Source organism: Novosphingobium sp. fls2-241-R2A-195, assembly GCF_030209485.1.
Taxonomy (GTDB): Bacteria; Pseudomonadota; Alphaproteobacteria; order Sphingomonadales; family Sphingomonadaceae; genus Novosphingobium; species Novosphingobium resinovorum.
On the sequence record NZ_JARVRY010000002.1, the window covers coordinates 20,528 to 46,986 of the forward strand.

The 26,459-nt window shown below is 66.6% G+C and carries 19 protein-coding genes; 10 read left to right on the forward strand and 9 right to left on the reverse strand.

All coding sequences use genetic code 11. The annotated features are described in order from the left end of the window. Positions 1 to 229: 229 nt before the first annotated feature. On the reverse strand, positions 230 to 577 hold the full coding sequence (locus QRN25_RS00885) for a hypothetical protein (RefSeq protein ID WP_285016878.1): 348 nt from the start codon (positions 575 to 577) through the stop codon (positions 230 to 232). A 455-nt stretch (positions 578 to 1,032) separates the two neighbouring features. Here QRN25_RS00885 and QRN25_RS00890 point away from each other — a divergent pair, with 455 nt between their 5' ends. Beyond that, positions 1,033 to 3,531, forward strand: a complete 2,499-nt coding sequence (locus tag QRN25_RS00890; protein ID WP_285016880.1) for a TonB-dependent receptor — start codon at positions 1,033 to 1,035, stop codon at positions 3,529 to 3,531. 298 nt (positions 3,532 to 3,829) lie between these two features. On the opposite strand, the gene QRN25_RS00895 is transcribed toward QRN25_RS00890, so the two are convergent. The 4 genes from QRN25_RS00895 to QRN25_RS00910 form a co-directional block, all read right to left on the reverse strand. Beyond that, a complete protein-coding gene (locus QRN25_RS00895) occupies positions 3,830 to 5,182 on the reverse strand; it encodes a sensor histidine kinase (protein WP_285016881.1) in 1,353 nt (450 codons plus the stop codon). Then, the gene (locus QRN25_RS00900) at positions 5,179 to 5,856 is read right to left on the reverse strand and encodes a response regulator transcription factor (protein ID WP_285016883.1); all 678 of its coding nucleotides are present in this window, start codon (positions 5,854 to 5,856) and stop codon (positions 5,179 to 5,181) included. The genes QRN25_RS00895 and QRN25_RS00900 overlap by 4 nt, the downstream gene beginning before the upstream one ends. Positions 5,857 to 5,960: 104 nt before the next feature. Next, positions 5,961 to 7,322, reverse strand: a complete 1,362-nt coding sequence (locus QRN25_RS00905) for a sensor histidine kinase (protein ID WP_285016884.1) — start codon at positions 7,320 to 7,322, stop codon at positions 5,961 to 5,963. 78 nt (positions 7,323 to 7,400) lie between these two features. Next, positions 7,401 to 8,078 carry a response regulator gene (locus QRN25_RS00910; RefSeq protein ID WP_285016885.1) on the reverse strand — a complete coding sequence of 226 codons (678 nt, stop codon included), beginning with the start codon at positions 8,076 to 8,078 and terminating at the stop codon, positions 7,401 to 7,403. A gap of 96 nt (positions 8,079 to 8,174) precedes the next feature. On the opposite strand from QRN25_RS00910, the gene QRN25_RS00915 reads away from it, so the two are divergent. The 7 genes from QRN25_RS00915 to QRN25_RS00945 all read left to right on the forward strand — a co-directional run bounded on the left by QRN25_RS00915 (position 8,175) and on the right by QRN25_RS00945 (position 15,747). Continuing rightward, positions 8,175 to 9,272 (forward strand): ABC transporter substrate-binding protein, encoded by a 1,098-nt coding sequence (locus tag QRN25_RS00915; RefSeq protein WP_285016886.1) that lies wholly within the window; start codon positions 8,175 to 8,177, stop codon positions 9,270 to 9,272. Then, positions 9,269 to 10,756: an OprO/OprP family phosphate-selective porin gene (locus tag QRN25_RS00920; protein ID WP_285016888.1), complete on the forward strand. Its 1,488-nt coding sequence runs from the start codon at positions 9,269 to 9,271 to the stop codon at positions 10,754 to 10,756. The genes QRN25_RS00915 and QRN25_RS00920 overlap by 4 nt, the downstream gene beginning before the upstream one ends. A 41-nt stretch (positions 10,757 to 10,797) precedes the next feature. Continuing rightward, positions 10,798 to 12,099 (forward strand): CitMHS family transporter, encoded by a 1,302-nt coding sequence (locus QRN25_RS00925; RefSeq protein ID WP_285016889.1) that lies wholly within the window; start codon positions 10,798 to 10,800, stop codon positions 12,097 to 12,099. Positions 12,100 to 12,381: 282 nt separating this feature from the next. Further along, a complete protein-coding gene (locus QRN25_RS00930; RefSeq protein ID WP_285016890.1) occupies positions 12,382 to 13,455 on the forward strand; it encodes an AbrB family transcriptional regulator in 1,074 nt (357 codons plus the stop codon). After that, positions 13,448 to 14,518 (forward strand): D-alanine--D-alanine ligase family protein, encoded by a 1,071-nt coding sequence (locus tag QRN25_RS00935; protein WP_285016891.1) that lies wholly within the window; start codon positions 13,448 to 13,450, stop codon positions 14,516 to 14,518. Before QRN25_RS00930 ends, QRN25_RS00935 begins: the two co-directional genes overlap by 8 nt. Next, entirely contained in the window at positions 14,515 to 15,168 is a 654-nt protein-coding gene (locus tag QRN25_RS00940) for a YjbE family putative metal transport protein (RefSeq protein ID WP_285016892.1), read from the forward strand. The genes QRN25_RS00935 and QRN25_RS00940 overlap by 4 nt, the downstream gene beginning before the upstream one ends. Positions 15,169 to 15,303: 135 nt before the next feature. Continuing rightward, positions 15,304 to 15,747: an Rrf2 family transcriptional regulator gene (locus QRN25_RS00945; RefSeq protein WP_285016894.1), complete on the forward strand. Its 444-nt coding sequence runs from the start codon at positions 15,304 to 15,306 to the stop codon at positions 15,745 to 15,747. A gap of 10 nt (positions 15,748 to 15,757) precedes the next feature. Here the strand turns inward: QRN25_RS00945 and QRN25_RS00950 are convergent, their stop codons facing one another. Then, entirely contained in the window at positions 15,758 to 16,555 is a 798-nt protein-coding gene (locus QRN25_RS00950; protein WP_285016895.1) for a transporter, read from the reverse strand. Between the two features lie 182 nt (positions 16,556 to 16,737). Here QRN25_RS00950 and QRN25_RS00955 point away from each other — a divergent pair, with 182 nt between their 5' ends. Beyond that, complete coding sequence (locus QRN25_RS00955; RefSeq protein WP_285016897.1) at positions 16,738 to 17,532, forward strand: SDR family oxidoreductase; 795 nt, start codon at positions 16,738 to 16,740, stop codon at positions 17,530 to 17,532. Positions 17,533 to 17,743: 211 nt separating this feature from the next. Then, positions 17,744 to 19,495 (forward strand): chloride channel protein, encoded by a 1,752-nt coding sequence (locus QRN25_RS00960; protein WP_502910400.1) that lies wholly within the window; start codon positions 17,744 to 17,746, stop codon positions 19,493 to 19,495. Between the two features lie 183 nt (positions 19,496 to 19,678). On the opposite strand, the gene QRN25_RS00965 is transcribed toward QRN25_RS00960, so the two are convergent. From QRN25_RS00965 to QRN25_RS00975, 3 genes are all read right to left on the reverse strand, one after another. After that, entirely contained in the window at positions 19,679 to 21,571 is a 1,893-nt protein-coding gene (locus QRN25_RS00965) for a CocE/NonD family hydrolase (protein WP_285016900.1), read from the reverse strand. Between the two features lie 272 nt (positions 21,572 to 21,843). Further along, complete coding sequence (locus tag QRN25_RS00970) at positions 21,844 to 23,217, reverse strand: class II 3-deoxy-7-phosphoheptulonate synthase (protein ID WP_036523741.1); 1,374 nt, start codon at positions 23,215 to 23,217, stop codon at positions 21,844 to 21,846. Positions 23,218 to 23,501: 284 nt separating this feature from the next. Further along, a complete protein-coding gene (locus QRN25_RS00975; RefSeq protein ID WP_285016904.1) occupies positions 23,502 to 26,453 on the reverse strand; it encodes a M16 family metallopeptidase in 2,952 nt (983 codons plus the stop codon). Positions 26,454 to 26,459 lie beyond the last annotated feature (6 nt).

Genomic DNA, 26,459 nt, shown 5'->3' on the forward strand with positions numbered 1-26,459 from the left:
TTCGGTCCTTGGTCACGGTGGATGCTGTAAGGGAGTTCCCTGTCCATTCGTCGTTACCTTGATCCAAAAATCTCAATCAGCCGAAAAATCTCGCACGGATCATTCAACAAATCCGAAAAGCCTTGCCATCATTTCAGCGCCGACATGCCGTCTGAAGCTAACTGCCGCCGGGTGCCGCGACGATGCTAGCCTTTGACGCGATGACGATGACCGTGCCCCCGGCGGTTACTTACCGCTCCGAGCAGGCAGTCCAGCGCGCAATCGCTCGGCCCTGAACGATCACCGAACGCACCGCGCAACCGCATGACACGATCAACGCAGGCACGGCAGTGATCGCAATGGCCGACAGCAGCCGCCCGTTCAGCAGCAGGTCGGAAAGCATGCCCGCCACCAAAGGACCGACCGCGCAGAACACCGAAACGACGAAGCTCCAGATCGCGAAACTGCGGGCGCGCAGCGAAGCCGGTGTCAGGTCCTGCAGCATCGTGGGGACGAGCGCATTGGCGGTGCAGGTGAGGAACAGGAAAAGGAAAAGGACTACCGCGAGCAGCGCGTGATCGATGTCCGACGCTGCCAACAGCAAAGCCGCGCAAGACATGCCAGCAGCCGAATTAACCATCGCGTCACGCTTCCCCAGAATTGGTCCGAAGACCCATCGAAACACCGCTCTTTGTTGCAACTGATTCGCACTTGCTGCAATAACTTACGGCGTGCCGGGTGAAATTCCACCCACGAGGCAGGCTGAAGAGGCAGGGGCATGAGATAACGCCTCGCTCGCCTTCAGCTATCAAGCTGCTGGACAATCACGAGTTGGCAGCGGCCAAATCCTTGCAATAGCCCGGCCGCAGAGATTTTTTCAAAATGTTGCCGCCGTATATTACGCCGGTCTTCCAAGCACTTGCCTCGAACATGAGACGAAGATGAAGGTCGCGCGACTCAGATGTCATCGAACTTCCATACAACTGTCGTGATGCAGCCATATTAGCCGCCCCGAGGCAGACAAATTCTGCCAAAAAAGGGTGGAAATTCAACATGATGAATAAGGTTGTCCGCGCGACGCTGCTCGCCGGCTCGATCCTCGCCAGCATGAACGCCTCGAGCGCCTGGGCCGATGCTCCCGCAGCCGACGCTGCGGCGGACGCAGCAGCGGATTCGGGCCTCGGCGACATCGTCGTCACCGCGACCAAGCGCGAGACCAATCTTCAGGAAACCCCGATCGCCATCGCGGTCGTCAGCCAGGCAGCGCTCAAGGACCGCCACGTCCAGAGCCTCTATGACCTCGCCGACGGCGGCGTGCCGTCGCTGCGCGTTGCGACCTTCGAGGCGCGCCAGAGCGCGCTGACAATCGGTATCCGCGGTATCGTGCCGCTCGACGCCAACCAGCCCGCGCGTGAACAGGGCGTCGGCATCTACGTGGACGGCGTCTACATGGGCCGCCAGCACGGCCTCAACGCCGCGCTGTTCGACGTCGAGCGCGTCGAAGTTCTCAAGGGTCCGCAGGGCACCCTGTTCGGCCGCAACACCGAAGGCGGCGCGCTCAGCATCGTCTCGAAGGCCCCCACCGGCGAGTTCGGCGGCCGCATTGATGGCGGCGTCGGCAACTACGGCGCCTACAACGGCAGCATCCACCTCGACCTGCCGGAAATGGCCGGCTTCTCGGTCAAGCTGGACGGCGTGCTGCAGCACCAGGACCCGACCACCAAGAACCCGCTCGAAGGCCAGGCCGGCTTCAACCAGTACCACCGCAAGGGCGGCCGGGTCGCCGTGCGCTGGCAGCCGATCGACGGCATCACCGACGACTTCTCGTACGACGTCGCGCGCGATGCCAACACGCCGTTCTACAGCCAGCTGCTGAACTACAACCCCAATGGCTGCGTCGCCGGCACCCAGGCCGCCAGCGCGGCGTGCACCCTGCCCGGCACCCAGTACACCAACCTGACCGGCACCGTTAAGCCGCTGCTTCCCGGCGTTGTCGTCAACGGCAAGACCCGCATGAAGACCGCCGACATCGGCGTGCCGCAGCAGCCCAGCGTCGACAAGACCCACGGCTTCACCAACGCGCTCAAGTGGGTCGTCTCGCCCGAGATCGAACTGCGCGCGATCACCGCCTGGCGCGGCGTCGATGCCACGCAGTGGGATAACTCGGGCGGCGCGCACCGCGTGCCGGTGGTCAACCTGACAGCCGCCTGCACCCAGACCGCACCCTGCGCATTCAGCCGCTACAGCCTTGCCGACTTGCGCCAGCGCCAGTTCAGCCAGGAACTGCAGGCGGTCGGCACCGTGGGCAAGATCGACTACGTCGCGGGCCTGTTCTACTTCAACGAGCACGTCAGCGACGACGCGGCGACGCCGAACTCGAACGGCGTCTATCTCGATGGCGCGGGCAATGCGGTCTACACCGTGCTCAACTCGTGCACCGGTTCGAGCGGCTTCGGTTCGGACGTCGGCTGCCGCTCGATCGACCGCGCTTCGGAAGTGTGGTCGAAGAGCTATGCCGCTTACGGCCAGCTGACCTACAACGCCACCGAACAGCTCCACCTGACCGTCGGCGGCCGCTACACGCATGACGAGAAGAAGGGCGTCCTGCACTACTCGCGCAACGTCAACTACGACGTTGAGACCGGCAAGGCGGATGCGGCCGGCTACAGCCCGCTCGACAAGACGTGGAACCGCTTCAACCCGATGGCGACCCTCGCCTATGACGTGTCGGACGACCTGCACGTCTACGCGAAGTACGCGACCGGCTACCGCGCGGGCGGTGCATCCTCGCGCACCGCGAACTACCAGGCGTTCAATCCGGAGGACGTGAAGTCCTACGAAATCGGCCTGAAGAGCGACTTCTGGGATCACCGCGCCCGCTTCAACCTGGCCGGCTACATCATGGACCGCAAGAACAGCCAGGTCGACATCAGCTCGATCCAGTCGTTCAACGGCTCGAACTACAACAACCTGGTCACCATCAACGCGCCCGGCACCACCAAGATCCGCGGCATCGAAGCGGATCTGACGCTGGAGCCGATCGACGGCCTGACGCTGAACGCTTCCTACGCCTACACCTACACGCACATCCCGCTTGTGCCGATCACCTACACCGGCACCAACGGCGCCAGCACCACCGTAGACCAGCAGTTCTACATCGTGTTCACCCCGCGCAACGCGGCCAGCGGCTCGATCGACTACGTGCTGCCGATCGGCGGCAACGACACGAAGCTGAAGTTCCACTTCGACGGCAATTACTCGCAGGCGACCCAGGCCTTCGACCAGTTCGCCACCAAAAACGACGCCTCGCTGATCTTCAACGGACGCATCTCGCTGGCCGACATCGGCGTGGGCAACCAGAAGCTGACGCTGGGCGTGTGGGGCCGAAACATCTTCAACGAACAGTACGTGTTCCGCCGCGACCCGTCGAACAGCCTGCCCGGCGCGCCGACCACCAGCGTGACCACCGGCTCGGTGAACAACATCCTGGGCGACTACGGCAACTTCAACGCGCCGCGCACCTTCGGCCTCGACGCGAGCATCGCGTTCTGACGATTTCCCCCGGCTTTCGCGGGCCGGGGGGACATTGCGGATCGCGCGGGCGAGCATCTGCCCTTTCACGATGGGACAGGCGCTCAAACAGCCCCCGCGCGATCAGCTACTGGACCGGCGTGACGCCTCCCCCGTGTCACGCCGGTCTTTTTGCGCTGTCAGCATCCTCCCTGTCGCGCAGCGATGGGGAGGGTGACCGCCCGTGCAGCGGGTGGTGAAGGGGTTGCAAGGCCCGCTCCGTCAGCGACTGCGTCGCTGCCACCTCCTCCCCATCGCTGCGCGACAGGGAGGATTGCGTTCAAACCGGCAATCTCGCCACGATGCGCATGCCCGGCCCGGCGTCCTCCAGCGCCAGCGTCCCCCGGTGGAGGCGCACGATCGCCTCCATCAGCGGCAGGCCCAGACCATGGCCACCGCCCTGACCACCGGCCTGCCCCGCCCGCTCGACACGCCCGAACCGGCGCATCACATGCTCGCGCTGGCTTGCGGGTATCCCCGGACCATCGTCAGTGACCACAAGCACCACCGCTTCCGCTTCGCGCGCAACCGAGACCCTGATCCGCGTGCCCGAAGGTGTGTGCCGGACGGCGTTCTCCAGCATGTTGACCAGCAGCTGCGACAGGAGTTGCCGGTCGCCGACCAGCTTCGCCTCGTCGGCGCGTTCCATCAGCACGCGCTGGCCACGCTCCTGCGCGACGGGCTGCACCATCTCGACGATCTCCGCCACCAGTTCTCCCATGTCGAGCGGCCGAAAACCGGCACGGCGCGATCCGTCCTCGATCTCGGCGATCCGCAACATCGCGGAGAACATGCCGAGCAGTTCGTCCGCCTGCATGCGCGCCATGGCTACCCGCTCCCGCACCGGCTCGGCAGCGGCACTCTGCTCCAGCAGCGCGAGTTCGTTGCGCAGCCGCGCCAGCGGAGTGCGCATCTCGTGCGAGATATCGTTGGAAACGTTGCGGATTTCGCCCATGAGCTGGCCGATGCGGTCGAGCATGCGGTTGAAGGCCCCCGCCTGCTGGTCGAACTCGCCGCCATCGCCGGGCATCGGGACGCGCTGGGCCAGATCGCCCTCGATGATAGATTCCGCCGTCTGGCGCACCGCATCGATACGCTTGCCAACCAGCCGCCGAAACGCCAGCAGTCCGGCGAGCACCACCAGCACAATGGCGCCGAACCCGGCGAAGTAGATGCGCCGACGCATGGCGAAGTAATTGTCGACCGGCTCGGTCTCGGCGAAGACGGCAAGGCGCATCCCGCCGCCGATCTCGCGCACCCACACGCGGCCCGCACTCAGGCCCTCGATACGGTCGTCCCGTCCGAGCGAGGAGTAGCCCAGCGGCAGTTCCCGGTTCAGCCGGACGTTGCCGACGATGGGGTTGCCCTGCGCATCGCTCAGCAGCACGCCGAGGTCGCCGGTATCGCGCTGCCGTGCCATCTCCACGATATGACGGCTGAGTTCCCCGCGATCGGGCGTGGTCCCCTTGGGCACCAGCGTCTCACTCTCCGACTCGATACGCTCGTCGACGAGCACCCGCACCATCGAGGCTGTTCCGAAGAAGGTTCCGAACCCCGCCAGCGCCGTAACCGTCAGGAACAGCGCGAGGAAAACTACGGTGAGACCGCGCAGGGATCGGGGAAGCGGCCTCATGCCCGCAGCACGTACCCCATGCCGCGCACGGTGGCGATCGGGTCGTCTCCGTGCTGCAGCAGCTTGACGCGCAACTGGCGGATATGGGCATCGACGATGTTGGTCGTCGTCTCGAAGTCCTGCCCCCAGATCCGCTCGATCAGCATCGGGCGCGTCACCACTTCGCCGGCATCGTGTGCGAGGGCCAGCAGCAGCCGGAACTCGGTCTGCGAAAGCGCCAGCGGCTGTCCGCCGCGCCAGACCATGAGGCGCGAGGGGCTGATCACGATATCGCCCGCAGCAATCGTATCACTGGGCTGCTCGGTCGTACGCCGCGCCCGCACGAGGGCATTGAGCCGCGCGTTCAGTTCGAGCGGATCGACCGGCTTCACCACGTAGTCGTCGGCGCCCGCCTCCAGCCCCTCGACCTTGTCGAGCGTCTGGCCAAGCGCGGTCAGCATCAGCACCGGCATTGTCATGCCCTGCCCGCGCATCTCCCGCAGGAGCGTGACGCCGTCCATCGTCGGCAGCATCCAGTCGAGCACAACCGCGTCGAAGGGCCGTCTGCCCAGCAGCGACAGCGCTTCCTGCCCGTCACCGGCCGGCTGCACCTCATGCTCGAAATGCCCGAGTTGCTCGGTAAGCTGGCGGCGAAGGTGGGAATCGTCCTCGACCAGGAGGATCTGCAGGCTCATGCGGACGTGCCCCGTGAAATTGCGCTCCATGAAAGCGCGAGGGTGAATTGCCTTATCATAGTGCCCGGATTTCCGCATGACCACCAGCGAGATGGCAGCGATCGTCAAACCGTGAAAGTCACCGTCACCCGCAGGCCCGGCTTCGCATCGCCGAGTTCGAGCTGTGCGCCCATGCGCTCGGCGGTGGACTTGACGATGGCCAGGCCGAGGCCGCTGCCGGGCGGCCCGCGCTCGCCCTGCAGCCGGGCGAAGCGCGACATCGCCATCTCGCGCAGTTCGGCCGGAATGCCGGGGCCGGTATCGACCACCGCGAGCCGGACCACGCCCGCCTCCGCACTCAGTTCGATTTGCGCCATGCCACCGGGGCGATTGTAGCGGATGGCGTTATCAACGAGGTTGGACAGCATCTCGAACACCAGCGTGCGATGTCCGTGGATGCGGTAAGGCCCTTCCCCGGCCTCGAGCAGCAATTCAACGTCCGCCTCGATCGCCTGCCGGATGCGGCGGGAGATCACGTGCTGGCTCAGTTCCTTGAGATCGATCTCGTGATCAGGCGGCAGCACCCCCGCCTCGTCGGCACGGGCAAGCGTGAGGAGTTGTGTAAGCAGGCGTTCGAGGCGGTCGGTCGCCTCCTCGATCTCGTGCAGCGCCTCACCCGAGCCGCGCCGCGCCAGCGCGACCTGCACCTTGAGCACCGAGAGCGGCGTGCGCATCTGGTGCGAAGCATCGGCGGTGAAGCGCCGCATGCCGGTGGTGGCATCGTCAAGCCGCGCCAGAAGCCGGTCGAACGAGCGCGACAGCGGGCGCAGTTCGGTCGGCAACGGTCCGGTGCGCAGCGGCGAGAGATCGGGTGCGGCGCGGGTATCACGCGCCTCGATCACGCCGCGCAGGTCCGAGAGTGGCCGCAGGCTCCACCCGAGCGCGGGGCGGATCAGCAGGAGCACGATGCCGACCAGCACGCACTCACCGATCAGCAGCGCGATCATCAGCTTGTCGCGCAGGGAATTACGGTTCTGCAGCGTCTCGGCCACCTGCACCACGACCGGCGCATCGATGCGCGGCAGGTTGCGGCGGATCTCGGCTATGCGGATGCGCTGGCCGCGAAACTGCGCGAAACGGAAGCGCGGCTCATCGACGGAGAGCACGGAAATGTCGGGCGCGGGCAGATCCGCGTAGCCGGTGAGCAACGTATTGCCCACGGCGATCCGGTAGTAGACGTTGTCGCGCTCGGAGTTCTCCAGCATGCCGAAAGCGGCGGGCGGCAGGTCGAGAGTGACTTCGCCGCGCTCCACCTGCACGGTCTCGGCGATGGCGCCCAGCGCGCCGCCCAGCACGCGGTCGTTGGTGCGGCGCACGACGTCGGAAATCAGTACCCAGCCGAGCAGTCCCAGCACCAGCGCCAGCGCCGCCAGCGGCCCGAACATCGCCAGCAGCAGCCGGAAGCGCAGGGAAATCGCGCCTTTCATGGGCTAAGCTGGCGTATGCAGGAGGCGGCTTCGAAAAGCTCAGCCTGAGCGGGTTTGAATCTATGGCACAACATCCGCTCACCCTGAACCTGTCGAAGGGTCGAGCATGTAACCCACCCCGCGCACGGTGCGGATCGCCGGTCCATCGGGCGCCAGCTTGCTGCGCAGGCGGGTGACGTTGACCTCAAGCGCGTTGGAGCCGACCGGGTCGTCGAAGCCGAAGACCTCGGCCTGCAGCGTCTCGCGCGAGACGATCTGGCCGGCGCGGGCAGCCAGCGCCTCCAGCACCGCCCATTCGCGGCGACGCAATTCGATGAGCCGCCCCGCCACCTCGACGCGGCCGGTGGAGCGATTCACCGTCATCGCCCCGATGGCGATTTCAGGTGCCGCATCGCCGCCCCGGCGGCGGCCCAGCGCACGCACGCGGGCCTCCAGTTCCTCCACCTCGAAGGGCTTGCGCAAGTAATCGTCGGCGCCGAGGTCGAGGCCGCGCACCCGGTCGTCGAGGCCGTCACGCGCGGTCAGCATCAACACCTGCGACTGGTCGCCCCGCGCGCGCAGGCGAGCGAGCACCTGGAACCCGTCGATGTCGGGCAGGCCGACGTCGAGGATCACCAGCGAATACGGCTCGGTCGCCGAAACCGACAGCGCTTCCTCCCCGCCCGCCACGTGATCGACCGCGTGTCCCGCCGCGCGCAGCAGCGAAAGGATGCCCCGTGCCAGTGCCGCGTCGTCTTCAACGATAAGGATTCTCACGATCGAAATCCATGAAAGGTCAGTGACAGGTTGAAAACGTACATCATCGAGCGCTGCTTATCCGAACATAGAGGCGGAAAGCGAGAGGAGTCGACAATGCGTTCTTTCACCCCTGTTCTGGCACTAGCGGTCCTTCTGGCCGGACCCGCAGCCGCGCAAAAGCCCGAGGCGCCGCAGCGCCCCTCCGGTTATCCGCGCAGCTACGACACGCTGATCGCCGACGCCCGCGCCGACGGCAAGGTACGCATCTACGCCAATGCCGACCGCGCCGAGATGGTGCCGGTGGTGGCGGAGTTCAAACGGCTCTTCCCCGGCATCGCGGTCTACTACGCCGACATCGGCTCGACCGAGATGTACCAGCGCTACACCCGCGAGACGCGCAGCCGCCAGTATTCGGCCGACATCGTGTGGTCCTCGGCGATGGACCAGCAGATCAAGCTCATCAACGACGGCTACGCGCAGCAGTACGCCAGCCCCGAGAAGCCCGCCCTGCCCGAAACGGCGGTGTGGAAGAACATGGGCTACGGCGTCACCGCCGAGCCGATCGGCTTCGTCTACAATCGCAGGATCATATCCGACGCACAGGCCCCGCGCACGCATCAGGGACTCGAGGAATTGCTGCGCCGCCGCCGCGCCGAATTCACCGGCAAGGTCGCGACGTTCGATGCGGCCCGCTCCAACACCGGCTATCTCTATCTCTCGCAGGACTTCCTCGCGACGCGCGACACCCGCTCGCTGGTCGAGGCGATCGGCGCGACGCGCCCCGTTCTGGAAATCAGCACCCAGCCGATGCTGGCAGGCGTCGCCTCCGGCAAGCTGGCGATCGCGTACAATGTCATCGGCTCCTACGCGCTGGAACAGGCGCGCCGCAGTCCGCAGCTGGGTGTGGTGTTCCCCAAGGACTACACGCTCGTCACTTCGCGCATCGCCTTCATCGGACGGGACGCGCGCCATCCGGCGGCGGCGAAGCTGTTCCTCGATTTCCTTCTTTCGCGCGCCGGGCAGGCCCAGCTTGCCCGGCACAGTCTGTGGCCGGTGCGCACCGACGTACCCGCCCGCCGCCTGCCTACGCAGCAGACGCGCGTAGTGCGCGTCGGCCCTCAACTTCTCGTCAATCTGGATCACCTGACCCGGCAGCGATTCCTGCGCGAATGGAACGCCGCTCTGGTCACAGGGAGAGAACAAAAACCATGACCCGTACTCTGATGGCCAGTGCAGCATTCCTTGCGCTGGCAGTTGCCAACCCCGCGCTGGCGCAGGCCCCGACGCGCGACGAACTCGCCGATCTGGTGCGCGCGCAGGCCGCCGAGATCGCCTCGCTGCGCCAGCGCGTCGATGCGCTGGAAGCCACCCGCACCGCTGCAGCAACGCCGCGGCAAAACGCGCCCGTGGTGGTCGCCGCCGCCGAACCCGAGCAGGCCGCGCCGACCGTGCTCTCGACCCAGCCCTATGCGGCGCAGCTGCTTCCCCCCGGCCCGGCCGAGCGTGACATCGAGCGCGTGCGCGCCACCGCCGTCGCCGCGACGGACGTAACGACCGAATGGGGCCAGGGCCTGCCGGTATTCCACTCGGGCGACGGCACCTTCAGCTTCAAGCCGCGCGGCCGCATCATCACCGACGTCAGCACCACCCGTGGCTCCAGGTACGACGGCCGCAACCTGACGACCACCGGCATGCGCGCGCTGCGCATGGGCCTCGAAGGCACCGTCGGCAGCCACTTGTTCTACCAGTTCGAGAGCGATTTCTCCGAGAACGCGGTCGATGTCGTCACCGCCTTCATCGGCTGGAAGAACAAGATCGCGCCCGGCCTCGATTACGACGTGCGCGTCGGCCACCTGTTCAACGACCGCAGCTTCGAAGGCTCGACCGGTTCGGACTCGACCCCGTTCACCGAGCGTACCGTGGTCGCCACCGCGATCATCCCGCAGCGCGCCTTCTATGGTCTGGGCATCATGCCGCGCCTGTTCTGGAAGACCGGCCACGCCTCGCTCACCCTCACCGGCGACCGCATCGACGGCGACCAGTCCACCTCGGACAACCGCACCGTGATCGCCCGTGCCCACTGGAACCCGATCAAGAGCCCGCGTCAGGTGCTCCACCTCGGCATCTGGGGATTCGACGAGCACCTCCAGCCGGGCAAGAACTCGCTGGGCCGGAGCACCGTGATCGGCGGCCGCTTCAACGGCGCGCTGCGGCTGTCGACCGGCGACATCATCGGCGGCACCGGCACCACCGGCTACGGCGCGGAACTCGGCGGCTACACCGGCCCGCTGTGGGTCATGGCCGAGGCGGGCGAACGCCACGCGCGGCTCGACAACGGACGCCCTGACTTCGTCACGCAGGCGTGGAGCGTCTCGGGCGGCTTCTTCATCACCGGCGACCTGCCGCCCTACAACCCCCGCCTCGGCAGCTTTGGCCAGCCCAAGGTGCTGCGCCCCGTCTTCGACGGCGGCCCCGGCGCGATCGAGCTGACCGCACGCTACGAGAACCTGGAGTTCAAGGACATTGCCACCCCCGCGCAAGGGTGGGCGGCGACGCTGGGCGCGAACTGGTATCTCAACAGCTTCGTGCGCTTCCAGGTCAACGCGATCCACTGGAACACCGAGAACACCGCCGGGATCTACACCGGCAAGGATGACGGCGAGACGCTCACCGCGCGTGTCGGCGTCACCTTCTAAGCCTTTCCCTTTCAAACCATGACCAGAACCGGGGACCAACAATGAGTCTCGCCCTTATCGGCTTCCTGATGGTGGCCACCTTCATGACGCTCATCATGACCAAGCGGATGACCCCGCTGGTCGCGCTGAGCGTCGTGCCCACCCTCTTCGCCCTCGTCGCCGGCTTCCATGCGGGCCTCGGCGACATGATGATCGACGGCGTCAAGAACCTCGCGCCCACCGGCGTAATGCTGCTGTTCGCGATCCTGTTCTTCAGCACCATGACCGACACCGGCCTGTTCGACCCGCTGGTCGGCAAGCTGATCCGGCTGGTCCACGGCGACCCGATGCTGATCCTGATCGGCTCGGTGGTGCTCTGCGCGCTCGTCAGCCTCGATGGCGACGGTTCGACCACCTACATCATCACGATGGCGGCCATGCTGCCGCTCTACAAGCGCTACGACATGAACCGCCTCTACCTTGTCTGCCTGCTGATGGTGACGAGCGGCGTGATGAACCTGACGCCGTGGGGCGGGCCGACGGCGCGCGCCGCCAGCGCCCTGAAGCTGGACCCGGCCGCGCTGTTCCTGCCGCTGATCCCGGGCATGATCGCGGGCCTCGCGTTCCTGATCGGCCTTGCCATCTACTTCGGCCGCAAGGAACGCCGCCGCATCGGCAAGGTCGAGAACCTCGCCGCGCTGGAAGCCAGCGACCTCGCCGTCTCGCAGTGGCCCGAAGCGCGCCGCCCGAAGATGATCTGGTTCAACGGCGCGCTCGTCGTCGCGCTGCTGGTGCTGCTGGTCTGGGGCGTGCTGCCGCTGCCGATCCTGATGATGCTGGCCTTCGCGATCTCGATGATCGCCAACTACCCGGACACCAAGTCGCAGAAGGAGCGCATCAGCGCCCATGCGGGCAATGTCCTCTCGGTCGTCTCGCTGATCTTCGCGGCGGGCATCTTCACCGGCATCCTCTCGGGCACCGGCATGGTCGAGGCGATGAGCAAGGAAGTCGTCGGCCTGATCCCGCCGGTCCTTGGCCCCTACATGGCGCCCATCACCGCGCTCATCAGCCTGCCGGGCACGTTCTTCATTTCGAACGACGCCTTCTACTTCGGCATGCTGCCGATCCTCGCCGAGGCCGGGGCGCACTACGGCGTCGAGCCGATGGCGATCGCCCGCGCCTCGCTGATGGGCCAGCCGGTCCACCTGCTCAGCCCGCTGGTGCCCTCGACCTACCTGCTGGTGAGCCTTGCCGGTGTGGATCTGGCCGATCACCAGAAGTTCACGCTGGTCCCGGCGGCGCTGTGCTGTCTCGTCATGACCGTGGTGGGCATGGCGGTGCTGGCCTTCCCGTTCGTCGGCTAAGCATGAACGCGCGCCCGACCTTCCTCCACACGCCCCGCCGTCACCCTGAACTTGTTTCAGGGTCCATCGGGCCGCGTGGGCCGGAACGTTGGGCCGCAGACCGCCGGTTCCGCTGGCGAAACTACCCTCCGGCGCAAACCGGGGGATGGACCCTGAAACAAGTTCAGGGTGACGATGGATGTACTTCAAAGTGATCTCTCCCCCTCGTCATTGCGAGCGTAGCGAAGCAATCCAGGGCGGCCTCACGCCGCGCTGGATTGCCGCGCCCCTGCGGGGCTCGCAATGACGGTGCGGGGGATCATCGGTGACGCGGGGACGCTGGGCGTCATCCTGCGCTTCCTCGCCGCACTCGCCGTCGGCGCGTGCGGCGGCGCCTTCTTCTGGTCGATCCATGCCCCGCTGCCGTGGGTGCTGGGATCGATGACCGCGTGCGCGGCAGGCAGCATCGCGCGCCTGCCGATCGCCGCGAATTCCGCCACTCGCAGGCCGATGTCCGCGGTTCTCGGCGTCGTGCTGGGCAGTGCGTTCCACCCCGGCATCGCCGCGCAGGCTGCGCAGTGGATCGTGCCGATCGCCCTGCTCCCGCTGTTCCTGACCAGCGCCGCCGTCGCCTGCGTCTTCTATTTCCGCAAGATCGCCAGGTTCGATCCGCCCACCGCCTACTTCGCCGGAATGCCCGGAGGCATCGCCGAGATGGTCGTCCTCGGCTCCGAGCGCGGCGCGGACGAGCGCACGATCGGCCTGATCCACGGCGCGCGGATCTTCCTCGTCGTCTTCATCCTCCCCTTCCTCATCCGCCTGTTCGAGGCGGAGACCGGCCACGCCCCGCTTCCTCCCCAGGTTTCGGGCGTGGCCGACTGGACCTTGCTGCCATGGGCGCTCGGCTGCATGATCGTCGGCAGCGTGATCGGCCGCGCGCTGAAACTCCCCGCGTGGCACCTGATGGGGCCGCTGTTCGTCAGCGCCGCCGTCCACCTGACGGGCCTCAGCGACTTCCACATCCCGGCATGGGCCATCGCCGCCGCGCAGGTCGGCCTCGGCGCGACGATCGGCTGCCGCTTCGTCGGGCTGGACCTGCCGACGCTGCTGCGCACGCTGATGCTGGCGGCGGGATCGACCGCGATCCTGCTGGTCATAACCTTCGTCTGGGCTTTCGGCATCGGCTGGGCTACCGGGCTGGACCCGGCGCTGCTGACGCTGGCCTACTCGCCCGGCGGCGTGGCGGAGATGAGCATGGTGGCCCTCAGCTTGGCGCTAGAGGCGAGCTTCGTGGTCGTCCACCACCTCGTCCGCGTGGTCTTGGTCATCATCGGCGCGCCCGCCGCCTTCAAGTTGATGAGAAGCCGAGATGTCTGATCCCTTCGCCGAGAAAATCGCGATCCTCTATCAGGCGATCGAGCCGCCGGTGATCGACGGCCAGCGCAAGGACGCCAAGCCCGGCGGCTATTCCGACAGCGGCGCCGACATGGGCGTGGCCTTGCGCGCGGTCGGCTGCACGCTGGTGACGCCGGTTGCCGACCCCGATCCCACATCCGTGTTCGACTGGGTCTGGCCCGACACGCCCGAAGGCATCGACGCCGCGCTGGCCGCTGGCGCGACACTGCTCTGGGCCAACACCGTCGTCTTCGACGGCCACCCGATCGAAGCTGCCAGCCGCCGCGCATGGGTGGTCAGCGCCGATCCGCGCACCATGCAGGACGTGGACGACAAGGCCGCCACCAACGCCCGCCTCGCCGCAGAGGGCCTGCCCGTCGCCGGTTCCTGGGTGGTCGACGGCGCCGCGCAGGACATCGAGGCGCAGCTTGCCGCCTTCGCCGGGCACTTGCCGCTGGTGGTCAAGCCCCTGCGCGGGCGCGGCAGTCAGGGCGTCAGCGTGGCGCGCAGCCTCGACGAGATGATCGCAGGCACCCGCGCCATCGTCGCAGGCGGCAAGTTCGGCACCGCGATCATGATCGAGCAATTCCTGCCCGGTCAGGAGATCACCATCACGGTCATGCCCGCCGCCGCGCGGGAAGGCGCGCAAGGCCCCTTCGCCCTCCCCCCAGTCCGCCGCTTCGACCAGCATGACGACGTCGCCCCCTACAACGGCGACGTCCCCGTCAGCACCAACAGCGCCGCGATGACATGCGAGGAACGCGCCAACCCGGCTATCGTCACCGTCACCGCCGCCTGCGAACAGGCCGCATCGCTGATCGGCATCCGCACCCCGATGCGGATCGACTGCCGCCAGGACGTGACCGGCGCCTACCTGCTGTTCGACGTCAACATCAAACCCAACCTCACCGGCGCGGGCCGACCCGGCCGCGAGCATGAGGACAGCCTTTCCACAATCGCCGCCGCCGCTGTAGGCTGGCGCTACGCAGACCTCCTCGTCGCGGCCATCCGCGGCGCGTGGACCAACAGGGACAATACCGCATGACCGACTTGTGGCAGCACATCGTTGCCGACTTCTCCAACATCACCAGCCCGGCCGCGCTGTCCGCCTTCGGGCAGGTGGTGCTGATCGACATCATGCTGGCCGCCGACAACGCGATCGTCGTCGGCGCCCTCGCCGCCGGGCTTCCCGCCGCGATGCGCCGCAAGGTCATCATGATCGGCGTGATCGCCGCGCTGGTGCTGCGCGTCGCCTTCGCGCTCGTGGTAAGCCAGCTGATGCAGATCGTCGGCCTCGTCTTCGCGGGCGGGCTCCTGCTCGTCTGGGTGGCATGGAAGATGTGGCGCGAACTGCGCGAGGACCACACCGACGAGCACCCAGATTCGACCATCGCCAAGGTCGCCCCACGCAGCTTCGCGGGCGCGGCATGGGCAGTGGCCGTCGCCGACGTCAGCATGAGCATCGACAATGTGCTGGCAGTCGCGGGCGCGGCCCGCGATCACCCCGGCATCCTTGCCGTCGGGCTGATCCTCTCGGTTGCGCTGATGGGCATTGCCGCCAACGTGCTCGCCCGCGTGATCGAGCGCTATCGCTGGCTCGCCTACGTCGGTCTGCTGGTGATCCTGTGGGTCGCGGGCAAGATGATCTGGGAGGGCCTCGTCGACCCTTCGCGCGGAATCATTGCCCTGTTCTGAACGATAAATGCGGACGGCAGGCGGCGAACCGCCTGTCGTCCGACCGCCCCGTGATGAGACATTGTATCGGCACGGGTTGCATCGCACTGCACTTGCACGGCATGAGTATCCGATGACCAGCTTCGGAACGCCTGCGTGCAACTGACCCGTTACACCGACTATGCCGTGCGCGTCCTGCTGCATGTCGGTGCGCGGGACGAAGGGGACCTCTCCTCTATCGCCGAGATCGCGCAGACTTACGACATTTCACGCAACCACCTGATGAAAGTGGTGCAGGATCTTGGCCAGGCCGGGTTTCTAGAAACCGTACGCGGTCGTGGCGGAGGCCTGAGGCTGGGTCGCCAGGCGAACGAGATCACCGTCGGCGAGGTCGTACGCCATACCGAAACCGGCTTCCAGCTGGTCGACTGCACGAGTTGCATAGTGCACACCGCCTGCACCCTGCCGCGCGTCTTCAACGAGGCGACACGTGCCTTCCTCGACGTACTTGATCGTTACACGCTGGCCGATGCACTGACGCGCCGCGACGATCTGCGGCGGATTTTCCGCACTTTCGCCCCGGCCGATCAGGCACTCTGACCCACGGGCGTCAGAACCGCCGCGACACCCCGAAGTACACCTCCATGTCGGGCGCATCCCTATCCAGTCCGGCATTGGCACCGACGTCCAGCTGAAGATCGTCCGCCGGCTGCCAGCCGAGCGACAATCCGGCGAGATGCTCGACATGGCGATGCTGCGGATCGCGATCCGCCGTCAACTGGTATTCGGCCGTGGCGGCCAGGCTGTCGTCGAGCTTCAGCGCAGCGCCTACTGCCTCGTCGAACGCGAAGTGCCGCCCGTGGCCATCCTCGTCCACGGCAGCCTCGAAGTCCGTGGTGGTGACGAGGCTCACCGCATCCGTAAGTTCGTAGGACAGCGGCACCTGCAGACCCGCCGCCCAGTCCCCGGCGCCGACCGGCTCGCGTCCGACCGGGAGCGATACGAAGGGCATCAGCGCGACAGAAAAGCCGGAGCCGTCCGGGCTGATCAGATTGCGGCGCAACGCCAGCGTCACGTCACCTACGCTCGTCACATGATCGACGCCCCCGCTTGCCCGATCCCTCGTACGAGCGAGGCCGAGCGCCGACCACTCCACCTGCAGTTCGGCATGCTCGGCGATGCCACGGCGCAGCAGGGTATCGCCCAGCAGGATCACGTCCTGCCGCTGGCTGGCATCCCGGTTCAGGGTCCAGTCGCCCACGCCCACCTCGACCGACCATTCGCCCGGCCCGAGCGTGCATGCAGGCGTGGAAATGCCCGGACGATCGGGGCAGTAGTCACGGTCCTCGGCCCGCACCATCGACGGCAGCGCGGTCAGGCAGAGGAAGACGAGCAGGCGGTTACGCAATGATGAATTCCTCACGGCAGGGCATCAGGCAGAATACGCCGCGCCATACTCGGTTCCCCGCGACCGCAAAGCCCGTGGTCCGGGACGCCAGAGCGATACTTGCGCCGGGTTAGCATCGGCGCCGCGACACGGCGGAGCGGGCTGCGCTAGCCAGACCCTAGATACGATTCGGGGAGATGAACATGAAGATCGACAACACCCTTGCCGCCGTGGTCACCGGCGGCGCCTCGGGCCTTGGCCGGGCGAGTGCGAAGGCGCTGGCCGATGCAGGCGTCAAGGTCGCCATCTTCGACATCAGCGAGGAAGCGGGCGAAGCGTTCGCGGCGGAAATCGGCGGCGTGTTCTGCAACGTCGACATCACCAGCGAGGAGAGCGTCGAGGCCGGCTTCGCCAAGGCGCGCAAGGCCCATGGGCAGGAGCGCATCGTCGTCCACTGCGCAATCGTCGCGGGCGGCGGCAAGACCGTCTCGTTCGACAAGAAGACCGGCGGCTACAAGCGCACGCCGACCGAGCAGATCGCCAAGTCGGCCGAAGGAATCTTCACCGCCTCCTACCGCGTCGCCTCGATCGCGGCGCTGGGCATGGCAACGGCGGAAACCCTGAACGAAGACGGCGAACGCGGCACGATCATCCTCACCTCCTCGGCCGCCGCAGAGGACGGTCAGATCGGACAGGTCGCCTACGGCGGCGGCAAGGGCGCGGTGAACGCGATGGTCCTGCCGATGGCGCGCGACCTCATGGACCTCGGCATCCGCGTCAACGCGATCATGCCGGGCACTTTCGCGACGCCGCCAATGCTGCGCGTCAAGAAACATGCGCCCGAAGTGTACGAGAACCTCGGCAAGGCAGTGCCCTTCCCCCGCCGTCTCGGCAATCCGGAGGAGTTCGGCTCGCTGGTGCTCGAACTGGTGCGCAACATCTATTTCAACGGCCAATGCATCCGCCTCGACGGCGCGATCCGCATGCCGCCGAAGTAAGCGAACACCCACCCCGTACGGCTAGGTCGCTGCGCTCCCAAGCCTTCCGGCCCTCCCGCGGGCGGGAGAGCGTGGCGCTGTTTCTCCCCTCCCGCCTGCGGGAGGGTGTGGCGCTGTTTCTCCCCTCCCGCCTGCGGGAGGGGCTGGGGGTGGGTCTTTTCCCATCTTACTTCCGCTTGACTCCCCCTCCCTGCCCGGCCCAATCGGCCCGATGCGACGCATGGGGATTCACGCTCTCAAGGCCCTGGCCATCCGGCAGCGCCAGCGGCTGCGGTCGAGCGAAATGGCCTTCATCGTGCTGGCCCTCGTCGCCGGGCTGGCGGCGGGCTGGCTGACGAACCTGCAGGGCTTCATCGCCCACGCCATCCAGCGACTGCTCTACGGCATCGGCGACAACCGCCTGAGTGCGCTCGGCGAGATCCGCAACTGGTGGCGGCTGCTGGCGCTGCCGCTGGGCGGGCTGGTGCTGGTGGCAATGACGCATTTCCTGAAAACCCGCCGCCGCGCCCCGATCGACGTCGTCGAGGCCAACGCGCTGCACAGCGGCCGCATTCCCTTCGTCGACAACCTGGTGATCTCGGTCCAGACGATCCTCTCCAACGGCGCGGGTGCATCGGTGGGGCTGGAGGCGGCTTATGCGCAGATGGGCGGCGGCGTCGCCTCGGTGCTGGGGCAGTGGTTCAAGCTGCGCCGCTCGGACATGCGCACCCTTGTCGGCGCGGGCGCGGGCGCAGCGGTCGGCGCCGCGTTCGGAGCGCCGCTGGCGGGCGCGTTCTACGCCTTCGAAATCGTCATCGGAACGTATACGCCCGCCGCGATCGCCCCGGTCGTGGCTGCCGCGCTGGGCGCCGCCTTCGTGACGCGGGCGCTGGGGGTGGAGCCCTACCTCATCGCCACCGCCGCCGACCGCACGCTGACCACCGGCGACTACTTCATCTACACCATCCTGGGCCTCGCCTGCGCGCTGGTGGGCATCGCGATGATGCGCCTCGTCACGTTCGCGGAGCAGAAGATGCAGGGCGTAAGCGGACGCATCGCGCGCTGGAAACCGGTGATCGGCGGGTTCCTGCTGATGCCGCTGGCGATGGTGACCCCGCAGACGCTGTCAGCCGGGCACGGGGCGATGCACCTCAACATCGCGATGCAACCGGCGCTGCAGTTCCTCGTCACCGTGCTGGTGCTCAAGGTGCTGGCCTCCGCGATCTCGATCGCCTTTGGATTTCGCGGCGGCCTGTTCTTCGCCTCGCTGTTCATCGGCTCTCTGGTCGGGCTGATCTTCGCCGCGCTGGCATCGATGGCGGGCATCGCGCTCGACATCAACGACGCAGCGCTGGTCGGCATGTCCGCGCTCGCGGTGTCGGTGGTGGGCGGCCCGATGACGCTGGCCATGCTGATGCTGGAGACCACCCACGACTTCGCGCTGATGGGCGTTGTGCTGACCGCCTCGCTGGTGTCGAGCGCCCTGACCCGCGAGACCTTCGGCTATTCGTTCTCCACCTGGCGCCTGCACGTGCGTGGCTCGATCATCCGGTCCCCGCGCGATATCGGCTGGATGCTGGCGCTGACGGCCGGGCGCATCATGCGCAAGGACTGGAAGAGCGCGGCAGCCAGCCTCTCGGTCGCGGACTTCCGCGCGCAAGTGCCGCTGGGTTCGACCAGCAAGGCGATCCTGCTCGATGACGAAGGCCACTATGCCGGGATCGTGGCCACGGCTGCGGCGTACAACCCCGAACTTCCGCCCGACACGCCGGTCGGCACGCTGGCGACGCTGCAGGCGAATACCCTATCGCCGGTCACGGACATCCGGGCGATGCTGAAAGCCTTCGACCTTGCCGTGGCGGACGAACTGGCAGTGGTGGACGGCGTCGGCAACGTCGTGGGCGTGGTGACCGAACGGCATGCAAGGCGGCGCTACTTCGAGGAGATCGAAGCCTCGCAGCGAGAGCTGTTCGGGGAGAATTGAGGGCGCGGGGTGCGCCCGGCCGGTCCGTCGTCTTCCTACCTCGTCATTCCCGCGAAGGCGGGAACCCAACTGATGACATCGCGTGTTGCGCAGTCATCAGTTGGCCCCCCGCCTTCGCGGGGGTGACAACGTAATTTTGAATTGGAGGGGCACCTCTTGCTGGCCGGAGAAGCCCCTTTCAGATCATTCCCCCGCCACCGGCAGCCACACCGCGCTGGCCTGATCGCCGCCGAAATGCACCGTCTCGGTCGCCTTCACGTAGTCCTTGGGCTTGGCGTCCATGATCGAGGGCACCCAGCTCTGCGGATTGCGATCGTAGAGCGGGAACAGGCTGGACTGGACCTGCACCATGATCTTGTGCCCCGGCAGGAACACATGATCGACGTTGGGCAGTGCCCACTTGAAGTCGTAGACCTTGCCCGGTTCCAGCGCCTGCGGCTTGTCGAAACCGCCGACGTAGCGGCCACGGAAGATCTCGATGCCGATGCCCAGCTGGTAGCCCGCCATCTTCGGATCGGCGGTGTTCTCCTGAGGGTAGACGTCGATCAGCTTGACGACATAGTCGCTGTCCTGCCCGGACGTCGCCGCGCGCAAGTCCACCTTGGGCGCGCCCTTGATGTGGACCGGCTTGTCGAGCACGCCGGTCTGGTAACTCAGCACGTCGGTGCGGCCGTCGGCGAAGCGCTGGTCCTGCACCAGCCAGGTCTTCCACTCGTCGCCCTTCATGTGAACCGGACGCGGCAGCATCGGCACCGGCTTCGCGGGATCGGAGACGTAGCTGTCGGTCCCGGCCGCGCCCTTGCTCCACGACAGTGAGGAATTGGCTCCTAGGTAGAGCGGTGTATAGGCACCCGCTGGCCATGCCTGCGACACCTCCCACTTGTTTTCGCCCGTGGCGTATGTCAGCACCGGCGGCGTATCGCAGGCAGGCGCGTTCGTCTTGAGGTGGCAGTCGAAGAACGGCTTCATGTACTGCGTGCGAAACTGCAAGCCGGTATCGCCCTCCCACTTGAGCGGGCCGAGTTCGCGTGCTTCGTAGTTCACCTGAGAATGACGCCACGGACCGATGACGAGGCTGACGTTGTCGTTGCCGCCCGCCTTCAGCGCCTGATAGACCGCCGGGGCGCCGTAGCTGTCCTCCTGATCCCACTGGCCGACCACCAGCATCGTCGGCACGGTCAGCTTGCGCGCGCCAAGCAGCTTGTCGACCGCCTGACCCTGCCACCATGCGTCGTAGCTGGGATGCTCCAGCACCTTGCGCACCACCGGCAGGTCGAGCAGGCCATAGGCCTTGGCATAGTCCATCGCCGAGCCGCCTTCGAGGTAGGCGGTGTAATCGTCACCGCCGCCGCGCGGAACGTCGCCGCCGCCTTTCTTCACCGTCTGGCCCAGATCGTAGTCGAAACCGAACATGCGGAAGGCGCCGTTATGGAACCAGTCGTCGCCCATCCAGCCATCGACCATCGGGCTCTGCGGCACGGCGGCCTTGAGCGCCGGGTGCGGATCGATCAGCGCCATCAGCGAGGTGAAGCCCAGATACGACGAGCCGGTGATGCCGACCTTGCCGTTGCTCTCCTTCACGTTCTTCACCAGCCAGTCGATCGTGTCGTAGGCGTCGGTGGCGTGATCGACCTTCGTCTTGTTGAGCGGCCCGCGCAAAGGCCGGTTCATGACGTAGTCGCCCTCCGACCCGTCCAGCCCGCGCACGTCCTGATAGACGCGGATGTAGCCGTCGTTGACGAATTCGGCGTCGGCGACGGGCAGGATTTCCTCGATCTTCTGGCTGCGGTTGCGGCTGCTCATCTTGTCCGCATTGTACGGCGTGCGGCTGAGCAGGATCGGGCCGTCCTGAGTGCCCTTGCGATAGATGATGACGGTGAACAGCTTGGTCCCGTCCCGCATCGGGATCATCACCGTCTTGCGCACGTAGTCCGCCTGAGGGCGAACCCAGTCGTAGGACTTCACCTGCTCGTTCATCATGGTGTCGGTGGGCGCCTGCGCGGAAAGCGACGAGGCAAGAGCGAGGGCCGCGACGGCGGCGGCAGTATAGCCGTGGGGGCGGAAATGCTTTGTCATGGTCGCATGGGTGGACCGTGCATTTCCTGGGGTCAAGACGGGAAGAGAGACGCAGGGGTTTACGTTCCGCAGGCCCCGTATATCGGCATCACCTCCCCAATCCGTCATTGCGAGCGAAGCGAAGCAACCCAGGGCAGCACTACACGGCCCTGGGTTGCTTCGCTTCGCTCGCAATGACGAAGTTTGGGCTTCGGTGTGGGCCATAACTGCCCGCACACCGAAGCCATTTCACCGGGTGCAGGGGTGGTAAACCCCTGCCTTCCCCTTCGACTTCAAGCCGCCTGCTTCTGCCCCTGAGTAGCCTCAAGGTTCAGCAGGTCCGCCATCTCGAACGCCAGTTCGATCGACTGCGCACCGTTCAGACGCGGATCGCAGTGCGTGTGGTAGCGGTCCTTCAGCGCCTCGTCCGTAATGGCGATGGCGCCGCCGGTGCACTCGGTCACGTCCTGCCCGGTCATCTCGATGTGGATGCCGCCAGCGTGCGTGCCTTCCGCGCGGTGCACCGCGAAGAAGCCGCGCACTTCGGCGAGGATGCGGTCGAACGGACGGGTCTTGAAGCCGCTGTCCGACTTGATGACATTGCCGTGCATCGGGTCGCACGACCACACCACCGGATGACCTTCGCGCTTCACGGCGCGCACCAGCTTGGGCAGGCCAGCTTCGACCTTGTCGTGGCCGTAGCGGCTGATGAGCGTCATGCGGCCCGGCTCGCGGCCCGGGTTCAGCGTGTCGAGCATCCGCAGCAGCGCGTCCGGCTCAAGCGACGGACCGCACTTCATGCCGATCGGGTTGCCGACGCCGCGCAGGTACTCGACATGGGCCGATCCCTCGAAGCGGGTGCGGTCGCCGATCCACAGCATGTGCGCCGAGCAGTCGTACCAGTCGCCCGTCAGCGAATCGCGGCGGGTCAGCGCCTGCTCGTAAGGGAGCAGCAGCGCTTCGTGGCTGGTGTAGAAGTCGGTGCCCTGAAGCTGCGGAACCGAGCTGGGTTCGACACCGCAAGCCGCCATGAAGTCGAGCGCTTCGCCGATGCGATCGGCCATCTGCGAGAACTTCTCGCCCCAGGGGCTGCGGCCGATGTGGTCGAGCGTCCACTGGTGGACCTGGCGCAAGTTGGCATAGCCGCCGTGCGCGAAGGCGCGCAGCAGGTTCAGCGTCGAGGACGACTGACCATAGGCGCGCAGCATGCGCTCGGGATCGTTGCGGCGCGCCTCGGCGTTGCCTTCGATGCCGTTGATGATGTCGCCGAAGTAGCTGGGCATCTCGACGCCGCCGACCATCTCGGTCGGGGCCGAGCGCGGCTTGGCGAACTGGCCGGCCATGCGGCCCAGCTTCACCACCGGCTGCTTGCTGGCGAAGGTCAGCACCACCGCCATCTGCAGCAGCACGCGGAAGCTGTCGCGGATGTTGTCGGCGCTGAATTCGGCAAAGCTCTCGGCGCAGTCACCGCCCTGGAGCAGGAAACCGCGACCGGCGGCGACTTCGGCAAGGTCAGCCTTCAGAGCACGGGCTTCACCGGCAAAGACGAGCGGCGGAAACTTCGCAAGCGTGGCCTCGACCTCGCTGAGTTTCGCCTGATCGCCATAAACCGGGAGGTGGCGCGCCTCTTGCGTCTTCCAGCTCTCCGGTGTCCAGTTGGTAGCCACTGTATCGTACTCCTCTGGCCCGTCACCTGATTGTGTGGGCTTTTCCAAGCGCTGCAGGTCCTCCCGGGCAGCGCAAGCAAGGCGCGGCCTTTAGCGCTTGTCGGCAATTTTTGCAAAGCCGGGTTTGGCGATCATGGTGATCGGTTGCGTGATGGGTATGAGAAAGGCCCACCCCGCTGTGACTAGGCGATAAATCGCCAAGTCTCGCGGCCCTCCCGCAAGCGGGAGGGCGATACGTTCTGCTCCCCTCCCGCAAGCGGGAGGGGCTGGGGGTGGGCTTCTACTTACTTCCCCGCCACGCCGCCTTCCTTGCCCTCGGGCATGACCTCAAGCCGCCACGAATGGTCGCGGCCGAGGTAGCGCGCCGCCAGCGCCTGCATCGCCTGCGGGGTGGTCACCGTATAGTCGCTCAGCACCGAGCGGACGGTGCCGATGCGGGTGGGATCGGTCGTCGCGCCTTCGAGCTGGCTCATGAAGAACGAGGTGCTCGACGCCGCGCGGGTCACCTGCTGGCGCAGCGGCTCGGTGACGAGCGCCAGCTCGTCCGCCGTGGGCGGGTTGGCGATGAGGTCCTGCGCGATCTCGTCGGCGGTCTGGAAGAACACCGGCACCGACTTGGGATCGACCTGCGCCACCGCCGTGATCGAGCCGCCTGCGGCAAGGTCCACCGGCCACTGCGAGTAGACGTAAGGCGCATAGGACACGCCCAGCTTCTCACGCACCGCGTTCATCAGGCGATTGGTGAACAACTGCGTGAGGATTTCCAGCTGGCGCGATTCGCGAATGCCCATCGAGCCGCCACCGGTCGGCCACGAGACGACCGCCGCCGCCTGATCGGGGTCGCCGTGATGGATCAGTTCGATCGGCTTGTCCGAGGGCTGCGGCACGTCCATCTTTGCCGCCGTCGCAGTCACCGGCATCGGCTGGCGGGACTTGAGCGCACCGAAGGTCTTCTCCAGTGCGGCGATGGCGGCGGTCTTGTCGAAGTCGCCGAAGATCTGGACTTCGACGGGGCCTTCCTTGAGCGCCTTGCTCCAGACGCGCTTGAAACCGTCCGCCGTCGTCGCCTCGATCTGGTCGGGCGTCGGAGTGGCGAAGCGCTTGTCCTGACCACGCTGGTAGAACTGCAGGTCGCGGTTCAGCACGCCCTGCGGCGAGGTGTTGAACGTGGCGTACTGGATTGCCGCCGCGGCCTTGGCGCGGGTGAAGGGCGCGACGTCCCACTTGGGCAGGTCCAGCTTGGCCGCGAACAGGTAGAGCTGATCGGCAAGGTCCGACGGGCGCGTCTCTGCGGAGAGCTGGAACGAGGCGTCCTGCACCTCGAAGTCGAAGCCCATCTTGCGGCCGGTGGAGATGCGATCGAGATCGTCCTGCCCCAAAGTGGCAAGGCCCGAGCCGACCAGCGCATAGTTACCCAGCGTGATGTAGGCCGCATCCTTCGGGTCGATCGAGCGGTAGCCGCCGCCAAAGCGCGCCTTGACCATGACGCGGCCCGGCTCCTCGACCACAGGCCACAGCATCGCCTTCACGCCGTTGGCAAAAGTCAGTTCCTCGATTTCGAGGAGGCCGGTCGGCACGTCGCTGACGGCCTTCCTGGCCGCGCCGATCGCGGGCAGCTTCTCAAACGAGATCGGCTTGAGTGCGGTCCGCACGCTGGCGTCGGCCTTGACCGGCTCGGCGAGCGCAAGCTGCAACGCCTTGTCGGTGGCGGCGCCGTCCTTCTGGACCGTAAACAGCGCGCGGGTGACGTTGCCGGTGAACAGCTTGCGGGTGTGCTCCAGCACCGCCTGCGGAGTGAACAGCGGCTTCGACTTGCGGAAGATGTCCAGCACGTCCTGCGGCGCGGCCACCGTCTCGCGGATGTCGAGCGCGTTGACGAGGTCGTCGGCGATCTTGCTGCCGGGCAGGATGCGCTGCTGCTCGACCGGGACCTGGAAAGCGACTTCCATCTCGGCAGCCTCGCGGTCGATCTCCGCCTGCGTCGGCGCGCGAGTGAGTGCATCGGCGATCACCGCGCGCACGTCGCGAAGGCTGGCCTGCCAGTCATCACCCAGCGGCGTTACCGACACGAAGGTTGCGTCCGCCGAGCGCGCGACATCGTCCTGATTGACCGAGGCCGACAGGAAGCTGCCCCCTGCCCGCGCCTTGGATTCAAGGCGGCGATTGATGATCGCCTGAGCCAGCGCATCGGTCATCAGGCCCTGGTTGTAGGGAATGTTGTCAATCACCTGCCGCCACGGGCGCAGCACAGCGTACATCAGCGAGGGCGGCAGGTCGGGTTCGACCAGCACGCGAGTCTCGCCCACCGGGTTCTTCGGATCGGCGCCCGCAGGTGCCTCGGGATCGCCGAAGCTGGGGGCCACAGCCTTGGGACCGGGCACCTTCCAGTCGGTGAACCACTTCTTGACGTAGCTTTCCAGCATCGCAGGATCGACGTCACCGGCGACGATCACCGCCACGTTGTCCGGGCGATACCAGCGCGAATAGAACGCCCGCACACTTTGCGGCGTCGCCGAAGTCAGCGATTCGAGCGTGCCGATCGGCTCCCGGTTGGCCAGCGGCTGCCCGGCATAGAGCACCTTCTGCATCGCGTCAGACACGCGCTTGGAGGCCCCGCCCCGCTCACGCATTTCTGACAGGACGATCGGCAGGTCCTGCTTGAGGTTCGAGGCCGAGAGCGTCGGCGCGGTGACCATGCCGCTCATCAGCTTGAACGTCTCGTCCAGCGAAGTCGGCGTGGCATTGGGCAGGTCGAGCTTGAACACGGTCTGCGTAGTGGAAGTCACCGCATTGGTATCGCTGCCGAAAGTCGCCCCGAGGCGCTGGAACGCCGCGATCGCAGTTCCCTCGGGGATGTACTTGGACTGGCGGAACAGCATGTGCTCCAGCAAATGCGCATAGCCGCGCTCGCCATCGGTCTCGTAGAGCGAACCGGCATCGACGCGGATGCGGATCGAGACCTGGCCCGGCGGCACCCCGTTCTTGCGCACCGCATACTTGATGCCATTGGGCAGTTCGCCGAAGTGCCATTCCGGATCATGCGGAATGTCGCTGCCGCGATAGAGCCACGGATCGGCCTGGCCGACCGAGGGGGCCACGATCGGCGCAGTATCGGGCACCGACTGAGGCTGCGCGGTTTGCGCCTGCGCCTCCGGCACCAGCAGGAGCGGAATCGGAGCCTGGGCAAGGAGAAGCAGGCAGGCGAGCGAGCGAGCGGCGCGCGGGGAGGTCGTCATTACGCA